This window comes from Microcoleus sp. D2_18a_D3 (assembly GCF_036702455.1).
GTDB lineage: Bacteria > Cyanobacteriota > Cyanobacteriia > Cyanobacteriales > Microcoleaceae > Microcoleus.
Map to the genome: position 1 here is coordinate 85,144 of NZ_JAUBTK010000009.1, position 16,899 is coordinate 102,042.

Annotated in this window: 6 protein-coding genes; all 6 read left to right on the top strand. The window is 46.9% G+C overall.

Features of this window, described 5'->3' with window-relative positions:
• The 6 genes from QUB06_RS06710 to QUB06_RS06735 all read left to right on the top strand — a co-directional run bounded on the left by QUB06_RS06710 (position 1) and on the right by QUB06_RS06735 (position 16,838).
• On the top strand, positions 1 to 3,273 hold the full coding sequence (locus QUB06_RS06710) for an amino acid adenylation domain-containing protein (RefSeq protein WP_333434631.1): 3,273 nt from the start codon (positions 1 to 3) through the stop codon (positions 3,271 to 3,273).
• Positions 3,274 to 3,371: 98 nt separating this feature from the next.
• Entirely contained in the window at positions 3,372 to 5,066 is a 1,695-nt protein-coding gene (panP, locus tag QUB06_RS06715) for a pyridoxal-dependent aspartate 1-decarboxylase PanP (protein ID WP_333434632.1), read from the top strand.
• A 119-nt stretch (positions 5,067 to 5,185) separates the two neighbouring features.
• Positions 5,186 to 6,730 (top strand): condensation domain-containing protein, encoded by a 1,545-nt coding sequence (locus QUB06_RS06720; RefSeq protein WP_333434633.1) that lies wholly within the window; start codon positions 5,186 to 5,188, stop codon positions 6,728 to 6,730.
• A gap of 67 nt (positions 6,731 to 6,797) precedes the next feature.
• The gene (locus QUB06_RS06725) at positions 6,798 to 7,847 is read left to right on the top strand and encodes a TauD/TfdA family dioxygenase (RefSeq protein ID WP_333434634.1); all 1,050 of its coding nucleotides are present in this window, start codon (positions 6,798 to 6,800) and stop codon (positions 7,845 to 7,847) included.
• 22 nt (positions 7,848 to 7,869) lie between these two features.
• Complete coding sequence (locus QUB06_RS06730; RefSeq protein WP_333434635.1) at positions 7,870 to 11,106, top strand: amino acid adenylation domain-containing protein; 3,237 nt, start codon at positions 7,870 to 7,872, stop codon at positions 11,104 to 11,106.
• Positions 11,103 to 16,838, top strand: coding sequence for an amino acid adenylation domain-containing protein (locus QUB06_RS06735; protein ID WP_333434636.1), 5,736 nt, complete (start codon positions 11,103 to 11,105; stop codon positions 16,836 to 16,838). Before QUB06_RS06730 ends, QUB06_RS06735 begins: the two co-directional genes overlap by 4 nt.
• Positions 16,839 to 16,899: the final 61 nt, after the last annotated feature.

A 16,899-nucleotide genomic window follows, 5' to 3' on the forward strand; every position in this document is an offset into this window, starting at 1 on the left:
ATGACCAAAGGCAATATCGAAGATTTTTATCCCCTCTCCCCAGCGCAGCAGGGCATTCTCTTTCATTCGCTTTACCAGCCAGAATCGGGCGTATATTTCGGGCAACTGCTGTGCCTATTGCGCGGCGAGCTCAATGTTTCTGCGTTTAGAAATAGTTGGCAAAAAGTTGTAGACCGGCATCCCATATTGCGGACTTGTTTCGTGTGGGAAAAATTGAAAGAACCCGTGCAAGCGGTGCGTAAACAGGCTGCATTATCTTGGCAGCAGATGGACTGGCGATCGCTCTCCACTCCTGCACAAGCACAGCAGCTAGAAACGTTCCTAAAAGCCGATCGCGAGCAAGGCTTTGACTTGACATCAGCTCCCTTAATTCGCATTGCACTGGCGCAGTTAGAAGCAGATACTTTTCAGTTTATTTTGAGCCACCACCACTTAGTTTTAGATGGGTGGTCGCTGGCGATCGTTCTTGAGGAAGTTTTTGCATTTTATCAAGCCTTCTCCCAGGGCGATGAATTGCACCTCAAACGCCCTCGCCCTTATCGGGATTACATCGCGTGGCTGCACCAGCAAGATTTATCTGCGGCTGAGTCATTTTGGCGGCAAACTCTCAAAGGTTTTGCAGCTCCAACTGCGATCGCCCGCGGCAATATTGTCGCGGGAAACCGTTTAGAAAATAGTGGCGAACAGCAGGTGATATTTTCTGCAACAGCCACCGCCGCACTGCAATCCTTAGCGCGGCAGCATCAGCTAACATTAAATACCCTCGTACAGGCAGCTTGGGCGCTACTTTTGAGCCGATACAGCGGCGAGGAAGATGTGGTTTTTGGTACGGTAGTCTCCGGGCGACCGCCAGAGTTAATGGGTGCTGAATCGGTAGTGGGGCTGTTCGTAAATCCTCTGCCAGTGCGGGTAAAATTTGACCCACAGGATTCTATTTTATCCTGCTTGAAAGAACTCCAAGCGCAACAATTTGAGGCGCGACAGTATGAGTACAGCCCCCTCGTTGAGGTGCAGGGCTGGAGTGAAGTTCCTCGGAGTTTACCTCTATTTGAGAGTTTAGTCGTTTTTGAAAATTATCCTTCGGATGCTTCTTTGCAGGAGAAGATTCAAAACTTAAAAGTAGAGAATATCCGCTCCTTGGAAACAACGAATTATCCTCTAACGGTGATGGCGATGCCCGGTGCGGAATTGACGCTGAAAATTATTTTCGATCGTAACTGCTTTGAGGACAGTGCGATCGCGCGGATGCTCGGACACCTGCAAACTTTACTCGAGGGAATGACTGCCAATCCTGAGCGGAAACTGTCAGAATTGCCCCTATTGAGCGCCGCCGAACGCCAGCAATTACTTGTCCAGTGGAACGACACCCAAGCGGATTACCCCAAAAATTCCTCAATTCACGAATTATTTGCAGCGCAAACAGAGCGAACCCCAGATGCAGTGGCTGCAATTTGCGAAAATGAACAATTGACTTACCGCGAATTGAATGCCAAAGCCAACCAAATCGCGCATTACCTGCAATTTATCGGTGTAAAACCCGAAGTTTTGGTGGGAATTTGCTTAGAGCGATCGCTGGAAATGCTAGTGGCCATTTTGGGCATTTTAAAAGTCGGTGCCGCTTACGTTCCTATCGATCCTGCTTATCCCCAAGATCGCCGATTTTTCATGCTGGCAGACGCAAAAGTTCCGGTGCTTTTGACTCAAAAAAACCTCCTAGAAACCCTCCCCGAACACAGCGCTAAAGTCGTCTGTATCGACGCCGAATGGCAGGAAATTTCCCGCCAGAGCGATCGCAACCCCGCTGTTAAAGTAGAAGCCGATAACCTCGCTTACGTCCTCTACACTTCCGGCTCCACAGGCACTCCCAAAGGCGTACTCGGCACCCACCGAGGCACAGTGAATCGCTGTTTTTGGAACCCCTACCCTTTTATCGAATCAGATATTTGCTGTCAAAAAACGTCCTTAAATTTTGTCGATTCGGTTTGGGAAATCTTTGCTCCTTTGCTGCATGGGTTGCCCACTGTGATAATTCCCGATCGAGCCGTCAAAGATATTAACCAATTCCTTCAAACCTTATCAAAGCAAAATGTAACGCGACTGGTGCTGGTTCCTTCTTTGTTGCGCGCTCTCTTAGATTCATTCCCTGATTTAGACAGGCGTTTGCCTCAATTAAAATATTGGATTTGCAGCGGAGAAACTCTGCCGGTGGAACTTTGCCAGCAATTTCGAGAGCAGATGCCCCAGCGGGTATTAATCAATCTTTATGGCTCTTCTGAAGTAGCTGCGGACGTGACGTGGTACGATGCAACTCACTGTGTCGAGAAAGTTCCAATCGGTCGCCCGATCGCCAACACGCAAATTTATCTGCTCGATCGCAATTTGCAACCCGTTCCCATAGGAATTCCCGGCGAGATTTACGTCGGCGGCGATGGATTGGCACAGGGCTACTTAAACCGCCCCGACTTAACCTCGGAGAAATTCATTCCTAACCCGTTTGGACAAGAAAAATTAGATTTTCTGGGTAATTCTCATCAAAAAGTTTTGTTCAAAACAGGCGATATCGGTTGTTACCTGCCAGATGGTAATATAGAATTTCTGGGCCGTGGCGATTGCCAAGTAAAAATTCGCGGTTTCCGCATCGAACTCGGAGAAATAGAGGCAGCACTTTCTCAACATTCTTCTGTTTCCACCGCTGCTGTTTTGCTTCAGGAAAATACACCAGGCAGTCAACGCCTAGTCGCTTACCTAGTTCCTAACTCTGGGTTCAGAAATCCGCACCCAGAACTTATTTCCGAATTGCGTTCATTCTTGAAGCACAAACTGCCCGATTACATGGTGCCTTCAGCTTTTGTGCTATTAGATGCGCTGCCATTAACGCCCAACGGAAAAATTGACCGCCTCGCCTTATCTCAAAGGTGCGATTACGTTTCTGATGAAACAGCCTTCACTGAGCCACAAACGCCTACAGAGGAGAAACTTGCTGAGATTTGGACGGCTCTTTTAGGGGTAGAAAAAGTAGGAACTAACCAAAACTTTTTTGACCTCGGCGGTCACTCTCTGATGGCAACACAGTTAATATCGCGAGTGCGATCGTGCTTTGGGATAGAGTTAGCGCTGTGCGATTTTTTTGCCGCTCCCACCATTGAGAATTTAGCTGAACTAATCGAGGAAGAAATTCTGGAAAACGCCGATTCTAACCAGATAGATAAATTGCTCGATCTCTTAGAAAATAGTGAGGTAGAGTCAGCACAAACTGTGATGCTGACTGAGTAAAGTTCTGGTTTGTAAAAAAGCACAAAAAGCCCTTTTCTCCTTAATGCCTCGGTGGGGATAGGAGATAATAAAAGCCCATTTAACAGGATTGATGCGGGATGAATAAACTAACAGTAAAAGCCAAAGATTCTCAAGAGGTAATGCAGTCATTAAAAGCTTCTGTTACCCCACTTGAAGAAAAGTTAATGGAGCTATTCAGTGCTTCAGAAAAGTCGTTTTTGGCAGAAGAAGCAATGGAGGAGCGAATTTCTGCCCTAGTTCAAGACTTTTTGTACGCAAAAACCGCTAGTACAGATATTGACTTAGAGTTAATTATTCAGCAGTTTAGGGAAAACAAAATTCCCACCCTTCCTACAGATGTTGGCAATTATATCGATGATTTGGCCCAAACCCTCGTTGCCCATTCCATTCACACATCTTCCCCCCGATATATCGGTCACATGACGAGCGCACTTCCCTATTTTGTGCGCCCGATCGCGAAGCTGTTAACCGCGATGAATCAAAATTTAGTCAAGATGGAAACTGCCAAAGTTTTAAGCCCCTGCGAGCGCCAGACTTTGGCAATGATGCACCGATTAATTTACGATTTTTCTGAGGATTTTTATAACCAGCACATTCAAAAAAGTGACAGCACGCTCGGTATCATGACAACGGGTGGCACCCTAGCTAATATCACAGCCCTGTGGTGCGCTCGCAACGCTTCTTTAGGGCCAAAAAATAACTTTAGTGGCATTGAAAAAGAAGGCTTGTACGCAGCTTTAGAGTTTTACGGCTACAAGGGAATGGTGATCATCGGCTCCAATTTGATGCACTATTCTTTTGAAAAGGCTGCCGGTTTATTAGGCATTGGCGATCGCAATCTCCTAAAAATTCCCACCGATTCCAATCACCGCATGGATTTGGCAGCGCTGCGCCAAACTGTGGCCGAATGTCGCGATCGCAATCTGCACATTCTGGCAATTATCGGTATTGGAGGCAGCACCGATTCGGGAAGTATCGATCCGCTTCCAGAAATAGCGGCGATCGCGCAAGAAGCAAACGCTCACTTTCACGTCGATGCCGCTTGGGGCGGACCCGTGCTTTTTTCCGAACGTCACCGGCACAAATTCGCAGGCATTGAACTAGCAGATTCCGTCACCATAGATGGACACAAACAAATGTATTTGCCAATGGGAATCGGTCTGGTTTTATTCCGCAATCCCCAAACCGCCAAAGTTATTGAAAAACACGCGCCCTACACGGTGCGAAAAGACTCCATCGATCTAGGCAAGCGCTCTCTCGAAGGCTCTCGACCCGGTGCGAGTTTGTACTTGCAAGCCGCGTTGAATATCATCGGCCATCAAGGCTATGAGTTTTTGATAGATGGAGGCATCGATAAAACGCAGCACTTGGCAAATTTAATTCGGGAAAATCCAGCCTTTGAATTGCTGCTAGAACCAGAAATTAATATTCTTTTATACCGCTACATTCCAGAAACATTCAGGGAAAAAGCAGCCAAAAAACAACTAGCCGAAGCAGACAGCCACTTCATCAATCAATTTAACGAGCGCCTTCAGGAGGCCCAGCGGCGAGCCGGTCACACCTTCGTATCGCGAACAACCCTGCAAAACACCTGTTATGGCAAAACCATTCCCATTGTTGCTTTTCGAGTCGTCCTTGCCAACCCCCTCACCACTGAAGCAGATATCAACGTTGTTTTAAACGACCAGCTAAAAATAGCAGCAAAGCTTTCCTTAACTATCACAAACAGCGACCACTGCCAGGAGTTCATTCAGTTGACAGTTGACAGTTGACAGTTGACAGTTGATAGCGACCTCTACCTGGAAGGAAGAGGATTGGAGTAATGAATAGTCTTCTTTTAATTTCTCCCGCTTATGGGTTCCGGCTTTAAACCAATTCTTTCTGGTGAATTATGATGTCTACTAATCGTTCAGAACGACTGAAAAACCTCTCGCCCCAGAAGCGAGCGCTCCTCCTCAAAGCATTGGGCAAAGAGGCAGTACAGGCTGAGCAATCTAACCGCATTCCCAGGCGCTCGCAGCAAAATTCTGCTCCCCTTTCTTTTGCCCAGCAACGGCTGTGGTTTATCGATCGATTGTCTCCCGAAAACCCTGCTTACAACCTTCCTGCTGCTGTGCGTTTGCAAGGACAATTGAATTTGTCAGCACTGCAACAAACACTCAATGAAATTGTCAGGCGTCACGAAGTTTTACGGACTGCTTTTGCAGAAGTGGACGGGGAGCCGGTTCAACTGATTTCTCCTTCCTTGGATTTCGCTTTGTCGGTGGTAAACTTGCAAGATTTACCCGAAACAGAGCAGCAAGCTGAAATTGAGCAGCGTACTCTTGAAGAAGCCCAACGCCCTTTTGACTTAACGCGATCGCCCTTAATGCGCGGCACTCTCCTGCAACTTAGTCCAGCAGAATATGTGTTGCTGCTGACGATACACCACATTATTTCTGATGGTTGGTCTATGGGAGTATTGGTGCGAGAAGTAGCCGCACTTTATGAAGCTTTTTCCGCTGACAAACCCTCTGGGCTGCCTGAACTTTCCGTACAGTATGCCGACTTCGCCAGTTGGCAGCAGCAGCATTTCCAGGGAGAGAAATTAGAAAAACAACTGGCTTATTGGAAACAGCAATTAGGAAACGGTTTAGCTGTACTGTCAACAGATAAGCAGCGCTCTTCCGTGCAAACTTTCCGAGGGTCGCAGCAATCTTTTGTGATTTCTGCTTCTTTAACTGAAAGGCTGAAAACACTCGCCCAGCAACAAGATGTCACCCTATTCATGACGTTGTTGGCAGCATTTCAATCCTTGCTATCCTGCCAAATAAAGCAAGACAACCTCGCTATTGGCTCTCCAATTGCCAATCGCAACCGCATTGAATTAGAGGAACTGATTGGATTTTTTGTCAATACTTTAGTGCTGCGAATTGACACCGCAGGTAATCCAACTTTCCGCGAACTACTCGGTCGAACACGCGAGGTAGCTTTAGGAGCTTACGCTCACCCCGGTGTCCCTTTTGAAAAGCTCGTAGAGGAATTGCAGCCGGAGCGAAATCTCAGCTATAACCCGCTGTTTCAAGTGTGGTTTGTACTCCAGAATGCGCCCATGCCACCCCTGGAGTTAGCTGGTTTGACATTGAGCATTTTGGAATTCGATGTCGGTATGTCGAGACACGACATAAGCCTCACTCTCTGGGAGGTTTCAGAAGGAATTCAAGGCTTATTTGACTACAAAACAGACTTATTTGAGGCTGCGACTATTGCCCGAATCGTGAGAGGTTTCCAAATCCTCCTCAACCAGGTAGTCATCCAGCCAGATATCAGGATCGACGACTTGGCAGAAATTCTTGCTGAAGCAGAAAGGCAGCACCAAATCGAGCAGCAAAAACAAATTCATCTTTCGGGAATTCAAAAATTAAAAATGGCTAAACGCAAAGTTATGAAAAGTTGAAAATGATGGCTCAATCTCTCAGGTTTTTTCGGGAAAAAGGGATAGAATCCTCACAAAAGCAAAAACTATGACAAATACAGAAACAAAGAATCTCAATTCCCAAAAGTTAGGATCAGTTAGGCGCAAAGCCGTCATCCTCTCCTCAGAGGAATTAGTCAAAACCGCCTACCTCCAGCCGGAAAACCTTCTACCTCTAGTTGTTCAGCCAACAGTAGAAAGATTAAATCTCGCAGGTTGGGCACAGAACAATTGCTCATCAATTGAAACGCAGTTATTGAAGCACGGAGGAATACTTTTTCGAGGCTTTGAAGTCGGCGGGGTGAATGGTTTCGAGCAGTTTATTCAAACTCTTGCTGGCGACTTGTTGGAATATTCTTTTCGCTCAACTCCGCGCAGTCAGGTGAGCGGAAATATCTACACTTCCACCGAGTATCCTGCCGAGCAATTCATCCCACTCCACAATGAAATGGCTTATTCTCGCAATTGGCCGTTGAAAATCGCTTTTTTCTGCGTCAAGAAAGCCGAACAGGGAGGAGAAACCCCGATTGCTAACAGCCGCAAAGTGTTTGAAAGCCTGGATTCAAAGATGAGAGAAAAGTTTGCCCAAAAACAGGTTATGTATGTGCGAAATTACGGCGGTGGCGTAGATTTGCCCTGGCAAAATGTCTTCAATACTGATAGCAAACTTGAGGTAGAAGAGTATTGCAAAAAAGCGGGAATTGAGTTAGAATGGAAAAGTGGCGATCGCCTGAGAACTCGGCAAATATGTCAAGCCGTCGCCCAGCACCCAAAAACGCAGGAAATGGTGTGGTTTAATCAAGCTCACCTCTTCCACATTTCCAATCTCGAACCCGTCGTTCGCAAAGAGCTTTTAACTTCTTTTAAGCAGGAAGATTTACCCCGCAATGCTTATTACGGCGAGGGCTCGCCCATTGAAGATTTTATATTAGAGGAAATTCGTCGCTGCTACCAGCAAGAAACGATTGTTTTCCCTTGGGAAGAAGGAGATGTCTTGCTGTTAGATAATATGCTAGCCGCGCACGGACGCACGCCATTTTCGGGTTCGCGTCAGGTTGTTGTCGGTATGGCAGAAGCGTTTAGCTGTCAAGATATTTAGGCTTATTAAAGGAACTTGAGAAATGCAAAACGAAACAATCGAAGGGTTTAGACTTTCTCCACAACAACGAGACCTGTGGAGGTTACAGCAAAATAATCCTAAACAGATCTATCGCGTTCGAGGTGCAATTTTAATTTCAGGAAACCTTAATAAAAAGATTCTGAAAAAGGCGCTGCAAAATGTCGTAAACCGGCACGAAATCCTGCGGACTAGCTTTCACTGCTTGTCTGGGATGACACTACCCCTGCAAGCGATCGCCAGCACTGGTGAAGTTCCTATCTCGGAACACAATCTCAGCGGTTTGTCTCCCGAAGAACAAGAATCTAAAATTGAAGCGCTTTTTCAGCAACTAAGTCTGCTTGCTTTTGATTTTGAGCGCGCCTCACTTTGGCACATCTCTTTAGCCACTCTGGCGCAAAACAAGCACCTATTGCTAGCGAACTTCTCTGCCTTAATTGCAGATAGTGCCACCCTGAAAAATTTCACCCGCGAACTCAGTCTTTCCTACTCAGCCTGCGCGTGCAGGGAAGAGTTCTCTGATGAGTCAATGCAATATGCCGATATTGCTGAGTGGCAAAATGAGTTACTCGAATCAGAAGAAACGGCAATCGGCCAAGAATACTGGCGAAAGCTGAACATTGAATCTTGGGATTTATTAACGCTTCCTTGGGAAAAGAAGAATGGAGAAGCGGAATTTCAGCCACAAGTAGAAAGGGTCGAAATCCAGGGTGATTTGTTAAACAGCCTGGAAGCGATCGCCCTAAAGCACAAAAGCGATATTTCTGCCTTCCTGCTGACTTGCTGGCAAATTCTCATTTGGCGGCTTACCAGAGAGCAAAACCCGATAATCGGCGTAGCGATTGACGGCAGAAAATATGAAGAATTAGAAAACTCTCTGGGGCTGCTGTGCAAATACTTACCCCTACGATGCCCAGTGCAAGACGAGTTAAATTTCTCACAAGCGAGGCAGCAAGTTGAGCTTAATCTCAACGAGATGTACAACTGGCAAGAATATTTTAGCTGGGAAGAAATCTTAGAAAACGAAAAAAGCAGCAGCTTTTGGCCCGTCTGCTTTGACTTCCAAGCAGAGCATAAGGACTATGGTAATTCAGGCGTTTCATTTTCCCTTGTTCGGCAAGATGCCTGTCTAGAACCATTCAAACTCAAGCTCTCCTGCCTCCGCCTGTGCAATTCCATAAGCGCTGAATTTCACTATGATTCCGCTTTATTTGCTGCGGCAGATATAAAGCGTTTGTCAGAACACTTTCAGGCGCTTTTAGAAAGCACAGTCAAAAATCCAGAAGTCGCTATCAGTCAGCTAGACATACTGAGCGATCGCGATCGGCTGCAACTTCTCATTGACTTTAACCAAACTCAAAAAGATTATCCGAAAAATAAATGCGTTCATCAGCTTTTTGAAGAACAAGCAGAACGCAACCCAGACAACATTGCCGTCGTCTTTGAAGACCAAAAAATCACCTACCGAGAACTCAACGATCGCGCCAATCAACTCGCCCATCACCTGCAAAACTTGGGAGTTGAACCAGAGGTCGTTGTTGGCATTTGCCTCGATCGCTCCTTAGAAACAATCGTAGGAATGCTGGGCGTACTCAAAGCCGGTGGTGCCTATTTACCGATCGATCCAACGACCCCAATAGAGCGTAAAGCGCTAATGCTAGAAGACGCTCAGGTGAAGGTTTTGCTCCTACAACAGCGGCTCATCGAAAGCTTGCCGAAAACTCAGGCAAATATTGTTTGCATCGATACAGACATTCCCACTACTTCTGCCTCTTACACCGATCGCGCCTCTTCAGACAATTTAGCTTACGTCATCTATACTTCCGGTTCCACTGGCATTCCCAAAGGAGTAGCGATCGAACACCGGCAACTGCTCAATTACCTGCACAGCATTCAAGAAAAATTAAACCTACCAGCCACCAGTTTTGCTACCGTTTCCACCTTCGCCGCCGACTTAGGAAACACAGTGATTTTCCCCGCCCTTTGTTTCGGCGGTTGCCTGCATATTATCTCCCAAGAACGCGCCACCGATCCAGAGGCACTGGGTGAATATTTCGACCGCAATCCCATCGACTGCCTCAAAATAGTTCCCTCTCACCTAGCCGCCCTTTTAAATTCCTCTCAACCAAAGTCAATTTTGCCTGGTAAACGGCTTATTTTAGGAGGTGAATCTGCCAATTGGAGCTTAATTAAAACACTTCGCAATCTTGCTCCCAGTTGCTCAGTATTCAATCACTACGGGCCAACAGAAACAACTGTAGGTGTCCTGACTTATCAAGTAGAATTTGATAAAATTGGGTGCGATTTTGACACAGTTCCACTCGGTCTTCCGATTGCCAACACTCAGATTTATATCTTGGATTCTTACTTGCAGCCGGTGCCGATAGGCGTAGCTGGTGAACTGTACATCGGCGGTGATAATTTGGCACGCGGATATCTTAACCGCCCTGAATTAACCGCAGAAAAATTTATTCCCAATCCCTTTGATACGCAAGCAAAGACGCGACTGTACAAAACAGGCGACTTGGCTCGCTATTTGCCAGACGGAAACATCGAATTTATCGGGCGAATTGACGGCCAAGTAAAAATTCGCGGTTTCCGCATTGAATTGGGAGAAATTGAGGCGGTGCTGGGGCAACATCCAGATATCGCGCAGGCTGTAGTTGTGGCGCGGGAAGACGAGATGGCACAAAAGCGCCTCGTGGCTTATTTGATTTCCGAGCAGAAACAAGCACCTACCCACAAGGAAATTCGCAATTTTTTAACGTCAAAATTGCCGGAGTACATGGTGCCTTCTGCTTTTGTGATACTCAAAAGTTTTCCTTTAACTTCTAACGGAAAAGTAGACCGACGAGCGCTGCCCGCACCTGACGAAATGCGACCGGAGTTGACAGGAAACTTTGTCGCGCCTCGCACAAATATCGAGGAAGTTTTAGCGGCTATCTGGGCTGAAGTTCTCAAACTTGAAAAAGTCGGCATTTACGACAACTTTTTTGAATTAGGAGGGCATTCCCTATTAGCAACTCAAGTAATTTCCAGAGTGCGCCAAGCATTTCAGGTGGAGTTGCCTTTGCACCGTTTATTTGAGTCGGCCACAGTCGCCGATTTTGCTGTAGCGATCGCGCAAAAGCAAGTCGAACAAACAGACAATGAAATGCTAGCGAGAATGTTAGCAGACCTCGATCAACTGTCAGAAGCACAAATTCAGGAAATTCTCGCCCAGCAAGGAGTCAGCAAATGAGTGATTTAATCGAACGCATCGCGGCTCTTTCTCCTGAAAAGCGCGAGTTGCTGTTGCAGCGACTAAACCAGAAAAAAGAAAGCGTTTCGCTAGAAAAAATTCTGCCTCAAAGTCGAGAGTCTAACACTTTTCCTCTGTCATTTGCTCAACAGCGGTTGTGGTTTTTTGAGCAACTAACTCCAGGCAACTTTACCTATCACATCCTCGCCGGCGTGGGTTTGACGGGAACACTCGACGCGAGAGCCCTCGATCGCAGTCTCAACGAACTTGTCAAGCGTCATGAAGTTTTACGAACGGCTTTTAAGACAATAAACGGGCAACCCGTTCAGGCGATCGCTTCCAATCTGGAATTGAAAATTTTAGAAATAGATTTGCGATCGCTTCCTGAAACTGAACGATCTCGCGAAGTAGAACGGTTAATCGCCGCAGAAGCAAAGCTTGCTTTCGATTTGTCACAAGCACCCTTATTGCGTGCCAAATTGCTGCACTTGAGCGATTCAAACTGGGTGCTGCTATTGAGTACGCACCACATCATTTCCGATGCCTGGTCAATGGGAATATTCATCCAGGAACTCGCCACGTTTTATCAAGCCTTTTCCACTAGCCAACCCTCTCCCCTTCCCGAACTGTCAGTACAGTACGCAGACTTTGCAAGTTGGCAGCGCCAGTGGTTGCAGGGAGAAGTTTTAGAGACGCAGCTTGCTTACTGGAAAAAACAGCTTGGAGGCAATCTCCCCGTACTAAATTTGCCAACCGATCGCCCCCGCTCGGCAGTACAAACCTTCCGAGGTGCGGTGCATAAATTCACCATTCCCAAGGCAATCGCAGAGGAAATCGCCCAATTAAGCCAGCGGGAAAAAGCTACTTTATTTATGACCCTGCTGGCAGCGTTTAAAACGTTGCTCTATCGCTACACCGGGCAAGAAGATATTTTAGTCGGCTCCCCCATTGCTAACCGCAACCGACGCGAAATCGAGGAAGTAATTGGCTTATTTGCTAACACCTTAGTTTTCCGCACCAATCTGTCGAGCAACCCGACTTTTAAAGAGTTACTGGCTCGCGTGCGAGAAGTAGCTCTCGGCGCGTATAACCACCAGGATTTGCCCTTCGAGAAACTGGTAGAAATCATACACCACGAACGAGATTTAAGTCATAATCCGCTATTTCAGGTATTGTTTTCTCTGCGAAATGTTCGGACGCCGCAGATAAAATTGCCAGGAGTGACGTTGAGCAGTTTGGAAATAGAACGGAAAACGGCGAGATTTGATTTAGCGCTTGACCTGGAGGAAGGATTAGAGGGTATTAATGCAACGCTTGAGTATAGCGAAGATTTGTTTGACGCTAGCACTGCACGGCGGATAGCCGGACATTTTCTAACCTTACTAGAAAGTATAGCTGCTAATCCCGAACAGCGCATTTCAACTTTGCCAATGTTGACGAAACCTGAACAGCAGCAACTGCTGTTTGAGTGGAACAATACTCAATCGGAAATTCCGAAAAATCAGTGCGTACACGAATTATTTGAAGCGCAGGCAGAGCGGACGCCGGATGCGATCGCTGTCGTCTTTAAAAATGAATATCTGACTTACCTGGAACTGAACAAAAAAGCAAATAACCTCGCAAGTTACTTGCAAAAAATCGGTGTCAACCGAGAAGTTTTGGTGGGGATTTATGTCGAGCGTTCCCTAGAAATGATGGTAGGGCTTCTCGGCATTCTCAAAGCCGGTGGCGCTTATGTTCCCCTCGATCCAGCGTATCCACCAGAGCGCCTGGGATTCATGCTGGAAGACGCTAAAATTTCTGTGTTACTCACTCAGAAAAAGCTATTAGAAACCCTGCCAAAAAATAGCGCCTCCCTCGTGTTTCTGGATGCAGATTGGGAAGGCATATCGAGCTGCGACGAGCCAGTCGTGGGTTTACAAAATTCCTCCAATTTAGCCTATGTCATCTATACTTCCGGCTCAACAGGTAAACCCAAAGGAGTGCAAATTTCCCACGCCTCTGCCGTTAACTTCTTAAGTTCTATGCGCCAACAACTTGCGATCGCAGACCGAGATGTTTGGCTAGCAGTAACATCCTTATCTTTTGACATTGCAGCGCTGGAACTGTTCCTGCCTATTACAACAGGTTCTCGCGTTGTTGTAGCCAGCCGAGAAGTGGCATCTAACGGCGAAAAGCTTTTAGAAACATTAACAAATTCTGGCGCGACAGTCATGCAAGCTACTCCAGCCAGTTGGAAAATGCTTTTAGCAGCAGGATGGCAGGGAAACAATCAATTAAAAATACTGTGCGGGGGAGAAGCTTTACCGCGACAACTAGCAAATCAGTTGCTTTTGCGCGGCGCTGCTGTGTGGAATTTATACGGCCCTACAGAAACCACTATCTGGTCTACTCTCTATCAGGTTGATGGCAAAGATGAATCAGTTTCCATCGGTCGCCCGATTGCTAACACTCAAATTTTCATATTAGACCGCTATTTAATGCCGGTTCCCGTTGGCGTATTTGGCGAACTGCACATCGGCGGTGCCGGCTTATCTAGAGGCTACCTAAACCGACCGGAACTGACAGCAGAGAAGTTTATTCCTAACCCCTTTGCAGAGGACGGAATTCATGCTTCATTCATCCTTCATCCTTCATCGTTGATTCTTTCAGAACGCCTCTATAAAACCGGGGACTTGGCTCGCTATCTCCCAGATGGAAACATTGAATTTATGGGGCGCAGCGACCACCAGGTGAAAGTTCGCGGATTTCGCATCGAATTAGGCGAAATTGAAGCGGTACTCAGCCAATACCCAGCCGTGCGAGAAGCGATCGCACTGGTTCGAGAGGACAATCCGGGCGACCAGCGTTTAGTAGCTTATATCGTTGCTAACTCAGAACTCAAAACTCAAGACTCAGAACTTATTAATGATTTGCGCTGTTACCTGAAACAAAAACTGCCGCAGTACATGATGCCGTCAGCGTTTGTGCTGCTGGAAGCAATGCCTTTAACGCCTAACGGAAAGATCGATCGGCGATCGCTACCTGCACCTAACAAAAACACAGCGGAATTCGAGAGCAATTTTGCCGAGCCTCGAACTCCCGACGAGCAATTAATAGCAGAAATTTGGGCCGAAGTTCTCGGTTTAGAGCGAGTGGGACTTCACGATAACTTCTTTGAATTGGGAGGTCATTCATTGCTGGCTACTCAGGCGATTTCTCGCCTGCGAGAAGCTTTTCAAATTGAAGTACCCTTGCGCTCTCTTTTTGAATCGCCTACCGTCGCAACTGTCACCGAAAGCCTCTTGCAATATCGCGCCGAGCAAAAACGGAAAGCACCCCCCATCAAGCGGGTGTCAAGGCAGGGAGAATTGCCCCTTTCTTTTGCACAACAACGACTGTGGTTTCTCGACCAATTGCAGCCGGGAAATCCTGCCTATAATATCCCAGCAGCCGTGCGCTTGAAGGGGGCGCTCAATGTAGCGGTTCTAGAGCAAACTTTTCAGGAGATTATCAAGCGACACGAAGCATTGCGGACAACTTTTAAGTCGGTGGAAGGACGACCCGCTCAGGTTATTATTTCATCTTTTAATTTCACATTGCCGATCGTAAACTTAAGAGAGTTATCGCAAGCTGAACGAGAAGCCGAGGCAATGCGACTCGCCGCTGAAGAAGCGCGACAGCCTTTTGACCTAACAAAATGGCCGTTACTGCGCGTCACATTGTTACATCTTGACGAGACAGAATACCTGCTGTTACTGACAGTACACCACATCGTAGCTGATGGCTGGTCGATGGGGGTACTCGTGCGGGAAGTGGCGGCGCTTTATGAAGCTTTCGGCAGTGGCAAACCTTCTCCCCTACCCGAACTTTCTGTACAGTACGCAGACTATGCTGTTTGGCAAACAAATTGGCTGCAAGGCGAAGTTCTCGAAGCAAAACTTGCTGACTGGAAGCAGCAGTTGGGTCAAATTTTGCCCCCGCTGCAATTGCCAGCAAAACAACCGCGTTCTGCTGTTTCTAGCAATGAAGCTGAGATTCAAGAATTCCAGCTTTCAGGGCAAGTTTCAGAAGCGCTAAAAGCACTCAGTCGGCAACAAAATGTCACCTTATTTATGACCTTGTTGGCAGCACTTCAAACGCTGCTTTATCGCTACACAAATCAAGAAGATATTGTAGTCGGTACTGACCTGGCAAACCGCACACAAGTTGAGACAGAAGCTTTAATTGGTTTCTTTGTTAATATCCTCGTGTTGCGAACCGATATGCGCGGCAATCCTACATTTCGCCAACTGCTCGATCGCGTGCGCGAGGTGACATTAAAAGCTTACACTCACCAAGATTTGCCCTTCGACAAACTGGTAGAAGAACTGCGTCCCGATCGCACCCTGAGTCAGACACCGCTCTTTCAAGTTTTATTCGTCATGCAAAATGCGCCCATGCCGACTTTAGAAATGGCGGGTTTAACTTTAATCCCGGTTGCAAGTGATAGCGGTACGGCTAAATTTGATTTGGCGCTATTTGTGTCAGAAACAGAGACAGGAATTGTCGGCAGTTGGAAGTATAATTCCGACCTATTTGACAGGGAGACGATCGCTCAGATGTCAAATCGCTTTGAAACCCTCCTCGGCAGCATTGTGGCGCAGCCTGACAGTCGTTTGAACACTTTAGAAATTCTCACAGAAGCCCAGAAGCAGAAACAAGCCATGCAAGAATTAAAGCGTGAAAAAAGCAATTTTAGTAAGTTCAAAAGCGTCAAGCCGAAGCCAGTGGCATTGCCGCAAGGCGAATTGATAAAAACCGAGTGCCTGCACCCCGACGAACTCTTTCCTTTAGTCGCAAAACCCGCAGTAGCCGATGTCGATCTCGCAGACTGGGCGAAAAATAACCGCGAATTTATAGAGGCAAAATTGCTACAGCATGGAGGGATTCTTTTTCGAGGGTTCATCGGCCCTGTGGTTGCCGCATTCGAGCAGTTTGCACTCTCAATTTGTTCGGAATTATTTGGGGAGTACGGGGATTTGCCACGCGAAGGAGTTAGCGGAAAAGTTTACGGTTCAACTCCTTACCCAGCAGATAAAGCTATCTTATTTCACAGCGAGAGTTCGCACCTGCACCGCTGGCCGATGAAAATCTGGTTTTTCTGCGTTCAGCCAGCGCAACAAGGCGGAGAAACGCCGATTGTTGACTGCCGTAAAATTTACCAGTTGCTAGACCCGAAACTCAGAGAAAAATTTGCCCAAAAGCAAATTATGTACGTTCGTAACTACACAGACGGACTGGATGTAAGCTGGAAAGATTTTTTCAAAACAGAAGACAAATCCGTGGTTGAGGAATACTGTCGGCAAGCTGGGATGGAATTTGAGTGGAAAGCAGGAAATAATTTGAGAACCCGCAAAATTCGCCCCGCAATTGCCCAGCACCCAAAAACAGGAGAGATGGTATTTTTTAACCAACTTCCCTTGCACCACATTTCCTGCTTAGATGCGGCAACCCGCGCTTCCTTGCTCTCTGTTTTTGGAGAAGAGAACCTCCCCCGCAATGTCTATTACGGTGACGGCACTCCTATTGAAGACTCGGTAATGGAAGAAATTCAGGCTGTGTACAGGCAAGCTGCTGTTAGTTTTCCCTGGCAAGCAGGAGACATATTAATGCTCGATAATATGCTGGCCGCTCACAGTCGCAATCCATTTATCGGAGCGAGAAAAATTGTTGTAGCGATGGGCGAAATGATTCCTGAATCAAGAATTTAATTCCCTCTCATCTCTTCCAGGCAAAGGTAACGAGAATAAAGTAGTGCTTTGATAAAGAGGA

Excerpts from the sequence above, each read along its gene's own strand:
- QUB06_RS06725 (WP_333434634.1), top strand. The coding sequence starts at position 6,798 with ATGACAAATACAGAAACAAAGAATCTCAATTCCCAAAAGTTAGGATCA.
- QUB06_RS06735 (WP_333434636.1), top strand. The coding sequence starts at position 11,103 with ATGAGTGATTTAATCGAACGCATCGCGGCTCTTTCTCCTGAAAAGCGC.
- panP (WP_333434632.1), top strand. The coding sequence starts at position 3,372 with ATGAATAAACTAACAGTAAAAGCCAAAGATTCTCAAGAGGTAATGCAG.
- QUB06_RS06710 (WP_333434631.1), top strand. The coding sequence starts at position 1 with ATGACCAAAGGCAATATCGAAGATTTTTATCCCCTCTCCCCAGCGCAG.
- QUB06_RS06730 (WP_333434635.1), top strand. The coding sequence starts at position 7,870 with ATGCAAAACGAAACAATCGAAGGGTTTAGACTTTCTCCACAACAACGA.
- QUB06_RS06720 (WP_333434633.1), top strand. The coding sequence starts at position 5,186 with ATGATGTCTACTAATCGTTCAGAACGACTGAAAAACCTCTCGCCCCAG.